The sequence below is a fragment of the Aquimarina brevivitae genome, assembly GCF_004216895.1.
GTDB lineage: Bacteria > Bacteroidota > Bacteroidia > Flavobacteriales > Flavobacteriaceae > Aquimarina > Aquimarina brevivitae.
On sequence record NZ_SGXE01000002.1, the window covers coordinates 470,613 to 487,916 of the forward strand.

The 17,304-nt window shown below is 33.5% G+C and carries 16 protein-coding genes; 5 read left to right on the plus strand and 11 right to left on the minus strand.

Translation table 11 applies throughout. The annotated features are described in order from the left end of the window. Positions 1–3: 3 nt before the first annotated feature. Positions 4–1,215 (minus strand): RsmB/NOP family class I SAM-dependent RNA methyltransferase, encoded by a 1,212-nt coding sequence (locus tag EV197_RS09870; protein ID WP_130286590.1) that lies wholly within the window; start codon positions 1,213–1,215, stop codon positions 4–6. 74 nt (positions 1,216–1,289) lie between these two features. On the opposite strand from EV197_RS09870, the gene EV197_RS09875 reads away from it, so the two are divergent. Continuing rightward, on the plus strand, positions 1,290–2,357 hold the full coding sequence (locus tag EV197_RS09875) for a beta propeller repeat protein (RefSeq protein ID WP_130286591.1): 1,068 nt from the start codon (positions 1,290–1,292) through the stop codon (positions 2,355–2,357). A gap of 49 nt (positions 2,358–2,406) precedes the next feature. Here the strand turns inward: EV197_RS09875 and EV197_RS09880 are convergent, their stop codons facing one another. The 9 genes from EV197_RS09880 to EV197_RS09920 all read right to left on the minus strand — a co-directional run bounded on the left by EV197_RS09880 (position 2,407) and on the right by EV197_RS09920 (position 11,474). Then, positions 2,407–2,853 carry a sensor of ECF-type sigma factor gene (locus EV197_RS09880; RefSeq protein WP_130286592.1) on the minus strand — a complete coding sequence of 149 codons (447 nt, stop codon included), beginning with the start codon at positions 2,851–2,853 and terminating at the stop codon, positions 2,407–2,409. A 10-nt stretch (positions 2,854–2,863) separates the two neighbouring features. Continuing rightward, on the minus strand, positions 2,864–3,364 hold the full coding sequence (locus tag EV197_RS09885) for a hypothetical protein (RefSeq protein WP_130286593.1): 501 nt from the start codon (positions 3,362–3,364) through the stop codon (positions 2,864–2,866). A gap of 32 nt (positions 3,365–3,396) precedes the next feature. Further along, positions 3,397–3,960, minus strand: a complete 564-nt coding sequence (locus EV197_RS09890) for an RNA polymerase sigma factor (protein ID WP_130286594.1) — start codon at positions 3,958–3,960, stop codon at positions 3,397–3,399. Positions 3,961–5,136: 1,176 nt separating this feature from the next. After that, positions 5,137–6,966, minus strand: a complete 1,830-nt coding sequence (locus EV197_RS09895) for an ABC transporter ATP-binding protein (RefSeq protein ID WP_130286595.1) — start codon at positions 6,964–6,966, stop codon at positions 5,137–5,139. 37 nt (positions 6,967–7,003) lie between these two features. After that, positions 7,004–8,731, minus strand: a complete 1,728-nt coding sequence (locus tag EV197_RS09900) for a phospho-sugar mutase (protein ID WP_130286596.1) — start codon at positions 8,729–8,731, stop codon at positions 7,004–7,006. A gap of 83 nt (positions 8,732–8,814) precedes the next feature. Further along, positions 8,815–9,765 carry a glycosyltransferase family 2 protein gene (locus EV197_RS09905; RefSeq protein ID WP_130286597.1) on the minus strand — a complete coding sequence of 317 codons (951 nt, stop codon included), beginning with the start codon at positions 9,763–9,765 and terminating at the stop codon, positions 8,815–8,817. Beyond that, positions 9,765–10,265: a DUF4199 domain-containing protein gene (locus EV197_RS09910; protein ID WP_130286598.1), complete on the minus strand. Its 501-nt coding sequence runs from the start codon at positions 10,263–10,265 to the stop codon at positions 9,765–9,767. Before EV197_RS09910 ends, EV197_RS09905 begins: the two co-directional genes overlap by 1 nt. A 112-nt stretch (positions 10,266–10,377) precedes the next feature. Continuing rightward, a complete protein-coding gene (locus EV197_RS09915; RefSeq protein WP_130286599.1) occupies positions 10,378–10,911 on the minus strand; it encodes a DUF4199 domain-containing protein in 534 nt (177 codons plus the stop codon). 101 nt (positions 10,912–11,012) lie between these two features. Then, positions 11,013–11,474 carry a DUF4199 family protein gene (locus EV197_RS09920; RefSeq protein ID WP_130286600.1) on the minus strand — a complete coding sequence of 154 codons (462 nt, stop codon included), beginning with the start codon at positions 11,472–11,474 and terminating at the stop codon, positions 11,013–11,015. Between the two features lie 202 nt (positions 11,475–11,676). On the opposite strand from EV197_RS09920, the gene EV197_RS09925 reads away from it, so the two are divergent. The 3 genes from EV197_RS09925 to EV197_RS09935 all read left to right on the plus strand — a co-directional run bounded on the left by EV197_RS09925 (position 11,677) and on the right by EV197_RS09935 (position 13,819). Then, positions 11,677–12,210, plus strand: coding sequence for a hypothetical protein (locus tag EV197_RS09925; RefSeq protein WP_130286601.1), 534 nt, complete (start codon positions 11,677–11,679; stop codon positions 12,208–12,210). A gap of 87 nt (positions 12,211–12,297) precedes the next feature. After that, a complete protein-coding gene (locus EV197_RS09930) occupies positions 12,298–12,549 on the plus strand; it encodes a type B 50S ribosomal protein L31 (protein ID WP_130286602.1) in 252 nt (83 codons plus the stop codon). 91 nt (positions 12,550–12,640) lie between these two features. Further along, positions 12,641–13,819: a GlmU family protein gene (locus EV197_RS09935; RefSeq protein ID WP_130286603.1), complete on the plus strand. Its 1,179-nt coding sequence runs from the start codon at positions 12,641–12,643 to the stop codon at positions 13,817–13,819. Positions 13,820–14,182: 363 nt separating this feature from the next. Here the strand turns inward: EV197_RS09935 and EV197_RS09940 are convergent, their stop codons facing one another. Beyond that, a complete protein-coding gene (locus EV197_RS09940) occupies positions 14,183–15,811 on the minus strand; it encodes an ABC transporter substrate-binding protein (RefSeq protein WP_130286604.1) in 1,629 nt (542 codons plus the stop codon). Between the two features lie 126 nt (positions 15,812–15,937). Here EV197_RS09940 and mtaB point away from each other — a divergent pair, with 126 nt between their 5' ends. Next, entirely contained in the window at positions 15,938–17,275 is a 1,338-nt protein-coding gene (gene mtaB / locus EV197_RS09945; protein WP_130286605.1) for a tRNA (N(6)-L-threonylcarbamoyladenosine(37)-C(2))-methylthiotransferase MtaB, read from the plus strand. The last annotated feature ends 29 nt before the right edge of the window (positions 17,276–17,304 follow it).

Sequence of the window (17,304 nt, forward strand, 5' to 3'; positions counted from 1 at the left end):
ACACTACTGTTTTCTTTCTAAAAGCGCCATATAAAAACCATCAAAGCCACTAGAAGAAGGGTAAATATTTTTGTCTTTAACTAATTTAAAATCAGACCCTATTTCTTTAGATAAAAAAGAGTCCACTTGTTTTCTGTTTTCTGAGGGTAGGATAGAGCAGGTGGCGTAAACTAATTTTCCACCTGGCTTTACTATTTTTGAATAGTTTTCTAGGATATCTGCTTGTGTTTTCTGAATACTTTCTAAAAATTCAGGGGATAATTTCCATTTAGCATCTGGATTTCTGCTAAGTACTCCAAGACCCGTACAAGGTGCATCGATGAGTACACGATCTGCTTTTTTATGTAATTTTTTGATGTCTTTAGTGCTTTCGATAGTTCTGGTTTCGATATTATGAGCACCAGCGCGTCTTGCACGTCTTTTGAGTTCTTTAAGTTTATTCCCATAGATATCCATAGCAATAACCTGTCCTTTGTTTTCCATTAATGCTGCTAAATGCAAAGATTTTCCACCGGCTCCTGCACAAGTGTCTACGACACGCTGTCCTGGTTCCACGTCCAGAAATTTAGCGACTAGCTGTGATGAAGCATCTTGAACTTCGAACAAACCATCTTTAAAAGCTTTGGTAGCAAAAACATTTGCTCTTTCAATAAGTTGTACAGCACTCGGGTATCCTTTTAACGTTTCTGCTTCAATATCCTCTTCTTTTAGTAGTTGAATCAGTTTTTCTGTAGTTGTTTTTAAGGTGTTTACTCGAAGCACTACAGGTGCTTGTTCATTAAGAGCTGCTAATTCTTTTTCCCATATATCAGGTAATTGCTGCATTCCTAATTCATCTAACCAATCAGGAATAGATTCACGAAACTTTCTGATTTTACTCAACTCGTCAAATTTTCCCTTAATTCGTCGGGTAGGAGTGGGTTCTATTTGTTTCCAATCAGGAAGTGTTATACCGCGTAAAGTTGCCCAAACGGCAAAAATTCGCCATAAATTTTCTCGGTTGTAGGGTTCTTTTACTTCAGCAATTTCAGCATATAATCTTTTCCATCGTACAATGTCATATACTGTTTCTGCTATAAAACCTCTATCTCTGGATCCCCATCTTTTATCGCGCTTTAATAAAGATTGAACCACCTTATCGGCGTAGGCGTTTTCATTAAAAATTTCATTAAGCCCGTCTATAACGGCAAAGACCAGATTTCTATGTAATCTCATATTTATTCTTAAAAGGAGTGCAAAGGTAAACCTTTGTATAGAATAACTATTATCTTTAAGTCAAAATTCTATGCATGAAGCGATTATCCTTGTTTTTTATAATTTTATCGGCTTTTAGTAGTTGTAAGCAGTCTGAAACTTCAAAAATTGAGGTTGAACGAGATGTACAAGGAGTGCAAATAGAGGATGTTCTTGTAGACTCTATTAGTATCCGAGCTATACACGTAGACCAAAATAACATGTATTATGCAGGTACAGCAGGAAAATACGGAGTTATTCAATGGGATACACAAGTTAAGGACTTTCAGTTGATTCAAAAAACGGTGCTACACAATGAGGAGAAGCCACATTTTAGAGCTATCGCTGCAAATGCCACTCATTTTTATATATTAAGTATCGCTAATCCAGCCTTATTATATAAAATCGACAAAAAGACGTATGAGCGTGAACTCGTTTATAAAGAAGAGGGAGCAAATGTGTTTTATGATGCGATGACTTTTTTAAATGACAAACAAGGAATCGCAATAGGAGATCCTACAGATAATTGTATGTCTGTACTACTTACTTATGATGGTGGTGCCCATTGGAAAAAGGTAAGTTGTGACCACTTACCTGAAGCAGTTGAGGGCGAAGCCGCTTTTGCTGCAAGTAATGGTAACATATTTTATGGAAACGATCAAATCTTCTTTATATCGGGTGGAGCATCTTCTAGGGTATATAGTAAGAAAGTTGATGAAACGGACTGGCGTGTACAAAAGTTGCCTATTGTTCAGGGAACTCAAACTACGGGAGCCTATGCTATGGACTTTATTTCAGATAGTTTAGGAATAATTTACGGGGGAGACTATATGCAACCTACAAAAACAGAAAATACTATCGTTTTTACAAATGATGCCGGTAAGTCCTGGTCTAGCATTGCCAACCATAAAAATCCGGGATATAAAAGTTCGGTTCAATTTTTTCCAGCAGGAAAAGGCAAGCATATTGTAGCTGTTGGATTTACCGGTATTGCTGTGTCAAACAATTATGGAAGATCCTGGCAAACCTTGAGTAAAGAGCCTTTTTATACCTTGAGGTTTATAAATGACTCTATAGCTTTTGCTGCGGGTAAAAACAGAATAAGTAAACTAACATTTGACTAAAATTACTTGTTTACTTGTATACGGATCTCTAAAGGATGATGCATCAACTTTAATTTCGTTGATTTCTTCTTCGTTCTCTAAGTTGTTGGACCAATCGTTTATTAAAGTCTGCTTCGGCTTTAATGAGTTTCAATATCTTGATATTAGGGATCACTTTTTTCAAAGCATTTAAATACGATTTTCTCAAGGATAATTTCTTTTCTTCTAACAGTATAAAATTATCAAGATAGGTGCCCGCTTTTTGATCCGTCAGCTCAGCAGCTGTAAATTGCTGTCTTAAATTTTGAATAAGATTTCTTTCTTCGGCTTTTACAGTATCTAAATTGTCTTCATACGTATTATATACCGGCCAAAACTGCTGCGCTTCCTTAGTGGTAAGGTTTAGTTGTTCTGTGATATATGCGATTTTAAAGGCTTTGATACGTTCTTGTGGTGTGCGCTGCGCTACACCGACATAACAAAGTAAAAAAGTAAAAAGTAGTAGACTATATTTCATGTTCAATAGTTTAATCAAGGTACATAATTTCATTTTCAATATCATTTTCAGAAAGATAATCTAGTAGTGCTTCTTCATTTACTGGATTTTCTTCATAGCTTTCTGTAAGGTCAATATCTTTACCAATAATGGATATTAACTCGTCATCAGTAAGTTCAATATTTCCTTCTTCAATATAAAGGCTAATTTCCGTAGTCTTTAGATCTTTAAAGGTAATGTTATTTTGATCTGGTAATAGGGTAAATAGTAACGCTATTGCAGCAGCAATGCCGGATAATAGTAACACCTTTTTGCGCTTAAAAAGCGGTATCACTTTAGATTTATTTTCCACTCTTTGCAGCACAGTTTGTTCCAAACCTTCAAAATATCCCTCCGGGACTTCGAAGCCGTGCTGACCAGAAGTAGTTCTTTCTTCTGTCTTTAATCTTGACAAAACGCTATCTTCTAGTCCTTCGAAATAATTCTTAGGAATTGAAAAACCTGATTTGCTATTTGATTTATCTGTACTCATTTGTTATTTTGACTCTTATTAGTACCAAAGGTTTAATTGGATTTTATAAATTCTTCAATCTTTTTAGTGGCCAGATGGTAGGATGCTTTTAAAGCTCCTTCGCTTGTACCCAATATATCTGATATTTCTTTGTATTTTAAATCTTCAAAATACTTCATATTAAACACTAATTGTTGTTTTTCTGGTAACGTGGCTATGGCGCATTGTAATTTATATTGCATTTCATCGCCATCATAATATACATCTGCTTTTAGATTTTGAACAAGAAGGGAGCTAAGTTCTTGGTTGGTGATACCTTTTTTATTAGCCTGTTTGTTTAAAAAGGTAATTGCTTCATTGGTGGCGATGCGGTAAAGCCAGGAATATAACTTGCTTTCGCTTTTAAATTTTGAAATATTCTGATAGACTTTTATAAAAACATTTTGTAATACATCATCCGTATCATCATGATTTTTTAGCATATTCCTGATATGCCAATACAATCTTTCTTTATAAGTAGTAATTATTTCTCGTAATACAAGGTTAATATCCTTACCAGACTTTATATCGATTAAGATTTGCTCTTCTTGATGTTTCAACTTTGGATTTCTTATCATTTAAAATTAATCATCTACCTAATGGTTTATTGTTAAGACTAACATAAATATAAAAGGTTTAATCCTGGTGTAAGAAAATTTTGTAAGAATTTGTTTGTATTGTGTAATGAGGAGGTATTATTTTAGAACAACTAAAATATTTAATCGATAAAAAGCATCAAAATATTTTGTGAGTTGGTTTTTTTAAATACATTTGCCCCGTGAAAATGAGTTGTGCTTATTTTAGATTACTAAAGTAAGCCGTAAAAGTGAGTTTTAATTTTAGAGTAACATCTAATTTTAAGATGATTTGTGTGAAGGAAGAGAGTGTTAGCAATAACACTCTCTTTTATTTTACGCTGATATTTAAAAGTAAGAAAAAGATTACAATACATCTTATTAATGTCTTTAAAAATGTTAAAACTACACGTTTTATAGATAAAATGCACAATTTTGTTTGGAGGACAATAATTTTTAGCTATCTTTACAAAGTGAAAATGAGTTAGTGCTTTCATTATCCCCAAGATGAAAGTTTTTTAAAAGTGAGTTTTAATTTTAGAGTAAGCCCCTAAATTAAGATGATTTGTGTGAAGGAAAAGAGCGTTAGTAATAACGCTCTTTTTTATTTTGAGACAGCATAATAGTATATAAGTAAATTCTTACAATCTTGTTATATATTCGATTTAAATATGTTAAAATGCATATTTTTTAGATAAAATACACAATTCTGTTTGGAGGACAATAATTTTTAGTTATCTTTACAAAGTGAAAATGAGTTAGTGCTTTCATTATCCCCAAGATGAAAGTTTTTTAAAAGTGAATTTTAATTTTAGAGTAAGCCCCTAAATTAAGATGATTTGTGTGAAGGAAAAGAGCGTTAGTAATAACGCTCTTTTTTATTTTGAGATAGTACAACAAAATATAGGTAAATTCTTACAATTATATTATTTATCAAACTTAAATATGTTAAAATGACATATTTTATAGATAAAATACACAATTTTGTTTGGAGGACAATAATTTTTAATTATCTTTACAAAGTGAAAATGAGTTAGTGCTTTCATTATCCCCAAGATGAAAGTTTTTTAAAAGTGAGTTTTAATTTTAGAGTAAGCCCCTAAATTAAGATGATTTGTGTGAAGGAAAAGAGCGTTAGTAATAACGCTCTTTTTTATTTATTGATATGTTGAAGTGATGTTAATCAAATGATTGTAGTGCGACTAACTTCTTATACTCTCCATTTTTTTGAATCAATTCTTCGTGTGTACCTTGCTCAACGATTTTACCTTTTTTCATCACCACAATGGCATCCGAATTTTGAATGGTAGAGAGTCTGTGTGCAATTACAATACTGGTTCGATTTTTCATCATATTTTCTAAAGCAGATTGTACCAAACGTTCACTTTCTGTATCCAAGGCTGAGGTGGCTTCATCCAAAATCATTATAGGTGGGTTTTTCAATACAGCCCTAGCGATGGATAATCGTTGTTTTTGACCACCACTGAGTTTGTTACCACTATCGCCAATATTTGTGTGAATACCTTTGGGTAGTTCTTGTACAAATTCCCAGGCATTGGCCACCTTTAAGGCATCAATAATATCTTCTTCAGTGGCATCTTCTTTACCTATTAGTAAATTATTTTTTACAGTATCGTTAAATAGAATAGAGTCTTGCGTAACAAGTCCCATAAGACTTCTTAATGAATTTTTGCTAAGATCACGAATATCTAAATTGTCTATTTTGATAGCTCCTTGATTGACATCATAAAAACGGGTTACTAGATTTGCAATAGTAGATTTACCGCTTCCGGATTGTCCTACTAGGGCAACAGAGGTCCCTTTAGGTACGTTTAGGGTAAAATCTTTGAGGACATATTCATCCTCATATTTAAAGAATACATTTTCGATTTGAATTAAACTTTCAAAATTTTCTTTGACTACAGCATTTTCCTTGTCTTTTAAAGGAGACTCCGTATTCAATATTTCTAAAACTCTCTCTGCAGCAGAATTTCCTCTTTTAACGCCATAATTAGCTTTCGAAATGGCTTTTGCAGGGGTTAATATGTTGTAAGCGAGTCCTATGTAGGCTAAAAATGTTTCTGCTTCCAATGTTCCATCCACAAAAACCAATCTACCTCCATACCATAATAACACAGCAATGACACAGATACCTAAGAATTCACTGGTTGGTGAAGCCAGGTTTTGTCTATTTAATAAGTCATTAGAGTATTTAAAGAAACGCTCTGTAGAATCCTTAAATTTTTTACCGAAAATAGATTCTGCATTAAAACCCTTAATCACCTTTAAACCACCAAGAGTTTCTTCAACTATCGAAAGGAAAAATCCTTGTTCGCGCTGTACTTTATCGGAATGTTTTTTTAGCTTTTTTCCAACCAAGGAAATTAAAAAGCCAGATACCGGGATAAATATAAAGACAAATATAGTAAGCTGAGGACTAAGGAATACCATAAAAGCAAGGGTGAATAAAATGGTCAAGGGTTCCTTAATAATTAATTCTAGAATGGATAAGAATGAATGTTGAATCTCTAACACATCACTGGAAATTCTTGCCATCGTATCTCCTTTTCGCTTTTCAGAAAAATAGGGGATGGGTAACTCTAATATTTTTTCGTACATAGCGTTTCGAATATCTCGAAGTACCCCATTTCGTAAAAAAGTGATGAAATACATCGCCAGATAGTTGAAAAGATTTTTGAGCATAAAAATGGTAATAATTCCAATAATCATATACGTAAGTACCGCTAATCTGCCTTCTTCCTCAACGGTTTCAAGTATAAAGTAATTTAATTTGTCTGTTAAATAAGCTTTTAAATTTACAATTCCGGTATAGATTGGTTTTTCAATTTTTTGCTGTTCTCCAGTTTGAAATAAAACCTTAAGGACAGGGATTAAGGCAATAAAAGAAAGCGCACTAAATAATGCGTAAAAAATATTACAGATAATATTTAAAATGCCATATGATTTATATGGCATGGCAAAGCGTATAATTTGTTTAAAATAATTCATTCAATACGTATACTAACTAACTATTTGATTTTGTTGGTTAAATTTTTAAATCTTTTTTGATAGCCTCAATTTTAGTATCCAATTTACTATTAATTTCTTCAAAGTCTCCCTGATTTTCCAGGGTATCTTGGACACTTATATAAAATTTAATTTTAGGCTCCGTACCGCTCGGTCTTGCGGCTATTTTGCTTCCTTGTTCTGTGTAAAAGATCAGTACATTCGATTTTGGTGTCTGTATTTCTGTCACCGTATGATCTTGTGTGTTTTTCGCCAAGCTGCTTGCGTAATCTTCAATTAAAACTACTTTTTCTCCATTAATCGTTTCTGGAGGGTTTGCTCTAAGATCAACCATAGTTTGTTTTATTTCTTCTGCACCTTTAATGCCTTTTTTTACTAAGGATACTAAATGTTCTTTGAATAAACCGAGATCGCTATACAAATCTAATAATGCCTTATAGAAAGAGCTGCCCTTGCCTTTCGTAGCCGCTACAATTTCGCAGGCTAGTAAGGTAGCAGTAACCGCATCTTTATCTCTAACAAAGTCACCCACCATATAGCCAAAACTTTCTTCTCCGCCACCAATAAAATGCTTTTCTGGATAATCTTTGATGAGTTTAGCGATCCATTTAAAACCTGTTAACACCTCCATGTACTCAACTCCGTACTTATCCGCTAGTGATTTCATCATTGGGGTGGACACAATAGTTGAGGCTACAAATTCATTTCCTTGTAGTCCTTTATTATTTTTATAGTGTTCTAGCAGAAACCAGGTCATTACTAGCATTGTTTGATTACCATTAAGGAGTTGTAATTCTCCTTTTAGGTTTCTGACAGCAATACCGAGACGATCGCAATCAGGATCCGTACCGATTACTATATCTGCATCTACCTTTTGGGCTAATTGCATAGCCATCTCTAATGCTTCTGGCTCCTCAGGATTAGGAGATTTTACGGTGGGAAAATTACCATTTGGCTCTGCTTGTTCTTTTACAATATGTACATTGTTATAGCCAGCTTGTTTTAGTGTATATGGAATTGCAGTAATGGACGTTCCGTGTAAAGAGGTAAAAACGATAGTGATGTCATCTTTTTCCTTTTGACTGGCAGCAAAACTGCCATTTTCAACACTTTTATCTATAAATTTTTTATCAACTTCCGTATCTATCGTTGCTATCAAATCAGGGTTAGCCTTAAAGTTGATATCAGCATACGTAAGTGAGTTTATCTCCTTTATTATTTCACCATCTTGAGGCGGTACTAATTGTCCACCATCTTGCCAATATACCTTGTAGCCATTGTACTCTGGTGGATTGTGGCTTGCAGTTAATACAATACCACATTGACAATCCAGTGCTCTAACCGCAAAAGAAAGTTCAGGCGTAGGACGTAATTCTGAAAATAAAAATACCTTTATTCCATTGGCAGAAAACACTTCTGCTACGGTCCTAGCTAGGGTATCACTATTATTTCTACAGTCATAAGCAATTACAACTTTTATTTGCTGTCCACTGAATTGTGAAGAAAGATAATTGCTTAATCCTTGGGTGCTTTTACCCAGTGTATATTTATTAATTCTATTGGTTCCAACGCCCATTACCCCACGCATACCTCCTGTTCCAAATTCTAAATCTTTGTAAAACGCTTCATGAAGGGCTTCTTTGTTTTCATTTTGAAGCTTTTTTATCGTTTCTTGAGTGTTCTGATCAAAGGTAGGTGTAAGCCATTCTTTAATTTTAGCCTCTAATTCTGATGTTGTGGTACTCATGATTTGTTGGTTTTAATAGCAAAAATACTACTTCTATAAAGATCTTAAAAAGATATTACGGATTTAGCACGTATTGTATGATTTTACAAATGTAATTTTTCGGAGATTTGGTATCGCTCAGAATCTTTTCGCGTACTGGTTAACATAATTTCTCCAATAAAACCAGCTACAAAGAATTGGGTTCCAAGAATCATACAGGTTAAGGCAATATAGAACTCAGTTCGTTGCGCAATTAGTCTACCTTTAGTTTCTATAATAAGTTTATCAATACCTAGGTATAAGGAAAAGGCAAAGCCCACGAAAAATAGTAGCGTGCCTAGAAGGCCAAAAAAGTGCATAGGGCGTTTTCCAAAACGCGACATAAACCAAATGGTTACCAGGTCTAAAAATCCATTGATAAAACGACTCATACCAAACTTAGTATGTCCGTATTTTCTTTTTTGATGCTTCACTACTTTTTCACCGATGTTACCATATCCTGCATTTTTTGCTAAGACGGGGATGTAGCGATGCATTTCGCCATGAACATCAATATGTTTTATGACTTCTTTGCGGTATGCTTTTAAACCGCAATTAAAATCGTGGAGCTTTACTCCAGAAGTTTGTCTGGCGGCAGCATTAAAAAGTTTGGATGGTAAATTTTTAGTTAATACCGCATCGTAACGTTTTTTCTTCCAACCCGAAACCAAATCGTAGCCTTCTTTTGTGATAAGCTGATATAATTCAGGGATTTCCTCAGGGCTGTCTTGTAAGTCGGCGTCCATAGTTATAACTACATCACCCTGTGCAGCTTCAAAACCAGCGTGTAACGCTTGTGATTTACCGAAATTCTTTAAAAAACGGATACCTTTAACATTAGGATCTTTACTTGATATATGGGTAATAGTGTTCCAAGATTGATCTGTGCTCCCATCATCAATAAAGATAATTTCATAAGAAAAAGAATTGGATTGCATAACGCCTGCAATCCAATCGTATAATTCTTGTAAAGATTCCTGCTCATTGAGCAGTGGTATTACTATAGACAAGTTCATTATTTACTTCTGTTTTTGGAGTGTAGTATCGAAGCACTAAGTATCGAAATTACAGTACCTAGGAAAATAAACCAAATTGTGTATGTAATAATTCCGATTGGAGATATTTTTTGATTTGCATTTTCAAAATTCAATTTAACTTGATCTAAGGTTTCAGGTGCATAATTTGCAGCAAAATCAATGGCTAAATTTTTTTGAAAATCTGGATCGATTTGAGTGTCATAGATATATGCCATTACGCTATAGCAAGCACCAGTAATAAGCATTATTAAAACTCCAATTTTAATTGTGTTAAGTATAGAAATAGTATTTTTTATCCTAAATGTTTTTTTAATCGCATACCAAATCACTATAACCTCTACTATAAGTGCAATCAAAAATGAGCTATAATACACTAGCGGAGATGCATTGAGTATTCTGGGGAGAAAATCAATAATTACTCTCAGTAATCCTAATGAAAACCCGAGTATAATTATAAATGATAAACTGTCTTTCTTCATTAAATGATATTATGATAAAAATACAAATATAGCGGTATAGAATTCAATATTAAATAATAAAAGGGTCACTTTTATTTAAAAGTAACCCTTTGGTAATTATCTAATCTTTTATTTATTCTATCGGTTCCTTTTTTCTAATTATAAGCGAGACTATTAAACCAATGACAATGTAGACTATCATTGAGCCGAACCAGTTTTTTATTTGTGTAAGAGCTCCAAAATTATCTGCGTTCCTAATATCAGCTATGGCTTTATTCATATCTTCCTCGGGCACATTAAATTTTTGCATAAACTCCATAGTAACTTCAATGGATCTGTCTTTAATTGCTACAGCAGCTTCAGGATCAATCACGTTAAAGATTAGAATGGTGACTAAGGTGCTGATCAATGTACCTATTACAATAGGTATAAAATAGGCTTTAAAAGTTTCTTTAAAAGAAATAATACCTCCTAATATTTTTCGACTTTTTACTGCAGATAAAATTCCTATAAGTACAATCACTATCAGGAGCAAAAAGAACACCCACCATTTAACAAATATTTCTTGATAGAAAGCATAGCCTAATACTGTAAACAGAGTTAGAATAGTTGCTAAAATAATACCGTAGTTGATGCCAATTTTATTTGTGTTAGTTTGATTTTCCATTTTTTAAACTTTAAGGTTGTTAATACCATTAGTATTCAAATATACTAATTTGTTACAGGGGCTTTTTAAAAAATAGTAATAATTAGAAAAGGCAGTATAATTTATTCCTCATCATACACCTCTTTATTTTTTTGCATTATAGCACCGCTAAGTAGGGATATGAGTAAAGCAAGTAATAGGTTACTTATAAAAACCAAAATGGCATAATACAATCTGGATAACCACTTAGCTTCCTTTTCTTTTTTAGTGGTATTAATTGCATCTGAGATAAAATCTGCTAAAAAAATATCCGACAACAAAATAATTATTCCTGCGATAATACTAATACTGAAGCCAATTTTTAATGCCTGTGACAAACTAAGATAGCCTTGGTTAGACTTTTTAAAGGCATAAATACCGAATGAAATTATTAAAATATTGATTAAAATTTGTGAAGAGAGATAAAACGTCAACTCAAAATCTTTATAGATCTTAAAAAATATATTCGAAAGCAAAACTACCAAACCAAGAATACAACCATATCCAAGAGGTATCTTACCGATAGAAGTTCTAATTAATTTCATATCAAAAGGTTACAGGGGGGTAGTTAAAAATGATATTTGATTCAAAGGTATTAAAAAAAACTCTTAAAAAACTGTGTATTTCATCGAAAAAATTTGCCTATATGACTAATTTTGATCATTTTTATACGGTTTTAGCTCAATTTAATTGAGGCGGAAATTCAACAAAGGGATATGAACCGACTTATTTTTAAAAAACACTACTATGAAAAAACTTTTACCACTTATTTTAATTTGCTTGCTATTCAGTTATTCGTGTAGTGATCAAATTGACGAAATTGACCAAAACGATAAAGAGCTTCTTGTAAAAGAAGTAGTTATTGAATTTAACAAAAGTGCAGTTAAAACGGGAAAATATAAAGCCTTTATTGAGGAGTATGCTCAGAAAAGTGCAAAAAAGCAATTGTCTGATGATGAAATAAGAGTTTTAGTTGGAGAATTCTTAGGCGATCAAACGGAGAGCTTTTTAATAGTATATCATGAACTTTTGAAATTAGATCTTACACCAGAAGAATTTTATGCCATAGCAAGTCAATTTCGCGATATGTTCAATGGAGTAAAAAATCCTAATGGTACTAATTCTAGTTCTAATTCTAATTCTAATTCTAGTTGTTGTCAGTTAAGTGATGAGATAGAGGAAAATTCAAATGGAGCAGGATTTGTGGCAGGATTAATTCGCTTAGCTTGTGGTTGTGGAGATCCAGATAATACAGAAGCGGATACGGAAACACAAGAATAATAATCTAATACATTTCTGATAAAAGTTTTTGATTTGTAAAATTAAGTTGTAAATTTGCGCCTCGAAAAAAGAAAAGATTACATTAAGATGAGAAAAGATATCCACCCAGAAAATTATAGATTAGTTGCATTTAAAGACATGTCTAATGAAGAAGTTTTTATTACTAAATCTACTGCAGATACAAAAGAGACTATCGATGTAGATGGTGCTGAGTATCCATTAGTTAAATTGGAAATTTCAAGAACATCTCATCCATTTTATACTGGTAAATCTAAACTTATCGATACTGCTGGACGTATAGATAAGTTCAAGAATAAATACTCTAAATTCAAAAAGTAATTTTTGAGTTTTAAAATATATTGTATAGCCTTTCTTAGTCAGAAAGGCTTTTTTATTTTTATCTTCATAAACACGATCAATTGTATATCTCATGAATTACATTCTTTTTGACGGGCCAAACCGAAATGCTTTATTGCCGTTTACGTTTACCCGACCCGTTGCAGATATTAGAGTAGGTATTTTAACCATTAGAGAAAAGTGGGAGAAGTTTTTAGGCTCTACTACTTCGACAGTCACAGAGGATTATCTGGCGACTAAATTCCCTTTGGTTGAACTGGATCATAATGTTATGATCAACGCTTCCTATTTACCCTCAGAAAATCTTGCTAAAATGGTTAGAAATATGGAGGAGAACCAGGCAATTTTTGATGGAGATGTGCCTATTGCTTTCTATGTAGCTGAGGATCAAGAAGTAGATTTTGATACTTATGATGTAATTTCCTATACCTACACTGATGTAATTACCATAAAAAATACTTGGGATATCTTTGCGAAAAATGGGGAGGCCATTGCAGCAGATTTCGGCTTATTAACTAAAGATCGAAAAAGCCAAGAGTTATCAAGTACTAATAATGTACTTAACCCAGATCATGTTTTTATAGAAGAAGGTGCTAAACTTGAATTTGCGACTTTAAATGCAAATACTGGGCCTATTTATATTGGTAAGGATGCTGAGGTTATGGAAGGGAGTATAATTAGAGGTCCCTTTGCGTTATGTGACCACGCGGTGGTTAAGATGGGGGCTAAAATTTATGGTCCTACAACGGTTGGACCTTACTCAAAAGTAGGGGGAGAGGTAAATAATTCAGTTTTATTTGGCTATTCCAATAAAGGTCACGACGGTTTCTTGGGCAATTCGGTTATTGGAGAATGGTGTAATCTTGGGGCGGATACCAATACTTCGAATCTTAAAAATAATTATGCTCCAGTGCGCCTATGGAGTTATGAAACGGAAGGCTTTGCCAAAACCGGTTTACAGTTTTGCGGTCTAATGATGGGTGATCATTCTAAGTGCGGCATTAACACTATGTTTAATACCGGCACTGTGGTTGGTGTTAATGCTAATATTTTTGGAAGTGGTTTTCCTCGTAACTTTATACCTAGTTATAGTTGGGGTGGCAGTAATGGGTTTACCAACTACTTACCGAAAAAAGCATTTGAGGTAGCGGAAGTAGTTATGGCCAGAAGAGATGAAGAATTAACAGAAGAAGATAAAAAGATTCTACAACACGTGTTTGAGGATACAGCTAAATGGCGAAAATCTTATTAATTGAAAAAGATAAGTTTTTTCTTACTTTTTAAAGTAAATAACAAAAAAATGCGCTGTCTATATGAAAGCGCATTTTATTTTGATCTTTTGAGTGTTTTAAATTATTTGGTAAAGAAAATAAATTTTAAAAAATGCAATTAATCTGTTTGTAATTATTTAGAGCTATTTTGCTCCATAATTTTTGTTGATTTTTGCTCGGATTTTTTATCCTCATTACAAGATAAAACTGCTAAAAAAGCCGAAGCTACAAGGCATAAAATAACTTTTTTCATTATCAATTGGGGTTAGTTTGTGATAAAAACAATACGAATGTAATACTTTTATCGGTATAAAAAAGCATTTTAACGATAAAAATAGGGTTGCTTATTGTTTTTCTTTCCAAACCTTTTTGAGAACTAAGAAATTCTGAGGATTGGTCGTAAGCCCTTTTACATTTTTTTGTGTAAACCGCACAACCTCATCATAATATAAAGGTACAATAGGAGCGTGGGCTATGATAATTGAATCCATTTTTGCATAGTATTGTATTCTTAGGCTGTCATTGGTTATTCCAAAACTTTCTTCATACAATTGATCAAAAGTTTCGTTTTTGAAATGTGTATAGTTAGGGCCATTCGGCGTAAAGTTTTTGCTGTAATAAGGGGATAAAAAGTTTTCAGCATCTGGATAATCGGCAATCCAGCTTGCTCTAAACACAGCTAGCTCACCTTTCCATTTTCGCTCTCGTATAGTAGATGGAGGAAGTACATCAATATTAACTTGTAATCCAATTTTTTCTAATTCGCGCTGAATGTATTCACACAAACTTAGATAATTACTATCGGTAGTAATCGTTATCGAGGGATCTTGATTACCAGTTTCTTTTTTATATTGGGCTATAAGTTGGGAAGCTTTATTCGGCTGATAGGTATATCCCTTAAGGTTACTAAATCCAGGGAGCCCTTTAGGTATAAATCCGTTTACAGCAGCAGTACCAATTCCGTTTTTTAAAAAGGTGATCATTTTATTTCTGTCAAAACCATAATTTACGGCTTTGCGAAGCAGTTCTGATTGAATTTCATCTTTATCCGTTTCAAGGTAAAAGCCTAAGTATTCAGAGTTGAGATAAGGTCCTTTTGACAAATTAATTTTATCCCTATATCGTTCACGTAATTTTCCGGATGGAGTAAGTAGCTCGTCTTTATAAGAGGCATCTAAACTATTTAATAGATCAAGATCTCCTTTGGTAAACTGTAAAAATTCACTTTGTTTTTCTGGTAAAAAGGTGATGGCAATCGCCTCTAAGTAGGGGAGTCCTTTTCCGTTTTCATCTTTTTCAAAATAATTATTATTCTTTCTAAGGACCAACTTTACATTCTCTTCCCAGTATTTAAATTTAAAGGGCCCAGTACCTATTGGGTGCTTCCTGAATTCCTTACCGTAAAATAAAACAATTTCTTTTGGTACTACAGAACAATAACGCATACTCAATAACCCTAAAAATGCTGGAAAAGGCTGTTTTAATTGAATTTGAAAAGTACTATCATTAACTGCAGTATAGTTTTGAACATTTTTTAATACCCAATTCCCAGGTGAGGCCAGGTCAGGATCGAGAAGGCGATCAAAACTATATGTAAAGTCTGAAGCGACAACTTTTCTTGTATTTTTAGGCGTGTTAAATTCCTTGTGCTTGTGAAACAACACATCATTTCTCAGATAAAACGTATAGGTAAGTCCATCATCAGCAATCTCCCAACGCTTAGCAATGTCGGGCTTAATTTGTAAGGTTTCATCAAACTGTACTAACCCATTAAAAAGTTGGTTAGTTGGCCAAATTATGGATGGGTTTCTAGCAAATGCAGGGTCTAATGATTTAATATTGGAGTACTCGTTGTAGCGAAAAACTAAATGCTCTTTGTTTTCTTTTTTAGGATCGTCGCAAGAACTTATTCCTATAAGAAGGTAAAATATTGCAAGATAACCTGTTAAGTGCCTCGTAAGAAAAGTTTTCAATTTTACTAAATCGATTATTGTTGGTATATTTGCACCCTTCTTAAAGGGAAGAGTGCTGATTTATAAATAGGTTTCGTAATAGCATAAAGATAAAGAGATTTCCAGAAACCGGAAATTAAATTTTGAATGAAAAAGAGAGTAGCGTTTTATACATTAGGTTGCAAGTTGAATTTTTCAGAAACGTCAACTATAGCAAGAGGTTTTAAAGAAGAGGGATTCGAGGCTGTTGACTTTTCAACATCAGCGGATATTTACGTCATTAATACTTGCTCAGTTACAGATAATGCTGATAAACGATTTAAAACCATTGTAAAGCAGGCTCAGAAAAATAATCCAGATGCGTTTGTAGCAGCTATTGGTTGTTATGCACAATTGAAGCCCGAGGAGTTAGCGGCGGTTGATGGAGTTGACTTGGTGCTTGGTGCTACGGAAAAGTTTAAAATCACCGATTACATCAATGATTTGTCAAAAAATGATTTTGGAGAAATTCATTCTTGCGAAATTGAAGATGCGGATTTCTATGTAGGCAGTTATTCTATTGGAGATCGTACCAGAGCTTTTTTAAAAGTTCAGGATGGTTGTGATTATAAATGTACGTATTGCACGATTCCCTTAGCGAGAGGTATATCAAGAAGTGATACGCTAAGTAATGTACTTAACAATGCGAAAGAAATTTCTGAAAAGGGTATTAAAGAAATTGTACTGACTGGTGTAAATATTGGGGATTATGGTAAAGGAGAATTTGGAAATAAACGGCATGAGCACACCTTTTTAGATTTAGTAAAAGCACTTGATGAGGTTGAAGGCGTAGAGCGGTTGCGAATTTCTTCCATAGAGCCTAATTTGCTAAAAAATGAAACCATAGATTTTGTTTCAAAAAGTAGAACATTTGTACCGCATTTTCATATTCCATTACAATCGGGTAGTGATGATATTTTGCGTTTAATGAGGCGGAGATACCTTAGTGATTTATACGTGGATAGAGTAGAGCAGATTCGACGTCAAATACCGGATGCCTGTATAGGAGTGGATGTTATTGTTGGATTTCCTGGTGAGTCTGATGAGCATTTTTTGGAAACCTATAATTTTTTAGCTTCTCTTGATATTTCTTACCTTCATGTTTTTACGTATTCAGAAAGAGATAATACCGTGGCAACTGAATTACCTAATGTTGTGCCTGCGAAGGTTCGTAAAAAACGAAGTAAAATGCTAAGAGGATTATCTGTCAAAAAGCGAAGAGCTTTTTATGAGTCTCAATTGGGTAAGGAAAAAACAGTGTTATTTGAATCAGAAAATAAGGAAGGTTACATTCACGGTTTTACAGAAAACTATGTAAAAGTAAAAATGCCTTGGAACCCAGAGTATGTAAATACGCTACATCGTATTAAACTCACAGAGATCGATGAGGATGGTATGGTACGATTTGAATTTAAACAGCATGAATTACAATCAAAAATAGCATAAAAAAATCCGCTTTAAAGCGGATTTTTCTG

Excerpts from the sequence above, each read along its gene's own strand:
- EV197_RS09870 (WP_130286590.1), bottom strand. The coding sequence starts at position 1,215 with ATGAGATTACATAGAAATCTGGTCTTTGCCGTTATAGACGGGCTTAAT.
- EV197_RS09875 (WP_130286591.1), top strand. The coding sequence starts at position 1,290 with ATGAAGCGATTATCCTTGTTTTTTATAATTTTATCGGCTTTTAGTAGT.
- EV197_RS09880 (WP_130286592.1), bottom strand. The coding sequence starts at position 2,853 with ATGAAATATAGTCTACTACTTTTTACTTTTTTACTTTGTTATGTCGGT.
- EV197_RS09885 (WP_130286593.1), bottom strand. The coding sequence starts at position 3,364 with ATGAGTACAGATAAATCAAATAGCAAATCAGGTTTTTCAATTCCTAAG.
- EV197_RS09890 (WP_130286594.1), bottom strand. The coding sequence starts at position 3,960 with ATGATAAGAAATCCAAAGTTGAAACATCAAGAAGAGCAAATCTTAATC.
- EV197_RS09895 (WP_130286595.1), bottom strand. The coding sequence starts at position 6,966 with ATGAATTATTTTAAACAAATTATACGCTTTGCCATGCCATATAAATCA.
- EV197_RS09900 (WP_130286596.1), bottom strand. The coding sequence starts at position 8,731 with ATGAGTACCACAACATCAGAATTAGAGGCTAAAATTAAAGAATGGCTT.
- EV197_RS09905 (WP_130286597.1), bottom strand. The coding sequence starts at position 9,765 with ATGAACTTGTCTATAGTAATACCACTGCTCAATGAGCAGGAATCTTTA.
- EV197_RS09910 (WP_130286598.1), bottom strand. The coding sequence starts at position 10,265 with ATGAAGAAAGACAGTTTATCATTTATAATTATACTCGGGTTTTCATTA.
- EV197_RS09915 (WP_130286599.1), bottom strand. The coding sequence starts at position 10,911 with ATGGAAAATCAAACTAACACAAATAAAATTGGCATCAACTACGGTATT.
- EV197_RS09920 (WP_130286600.1), bottom strand. The coding sequence starts at position 11,474 with ATGAAATTAATTAGAACTTCTATCGGTAAGATACCTCTTGGATATGGT.
- EV197_RS09925 (WP_130286601.1), top strand. The coding sequence starts at position 11,677 with ATGAAAAAACTTTTACCACTTATTTTAATTTGCTTGCTATTCAGTTAT.
- EV197_RS09930 (WP_130286602.1), top strand. The coding sequence starts at position 12,298 with ATGAGAAAAGATATCCACCCAGAAAATTATAGATTAGTTGCATTTAAA.
- EV197_RS09935 (WP_130286603.1), top strand. The coding sequence starts at position 12,641 with ATGAATTACATTCTTTTTGACGGGCCAAACCGAAATGCTTTATTGCCG.
- mtaB (WP_130286605.1), top strand. The coding sequence starts at position 15,938 with ATGAAAAAGAGAGTAGCGTTTTATACATTAGGTTGCAAGTTGAATTTT.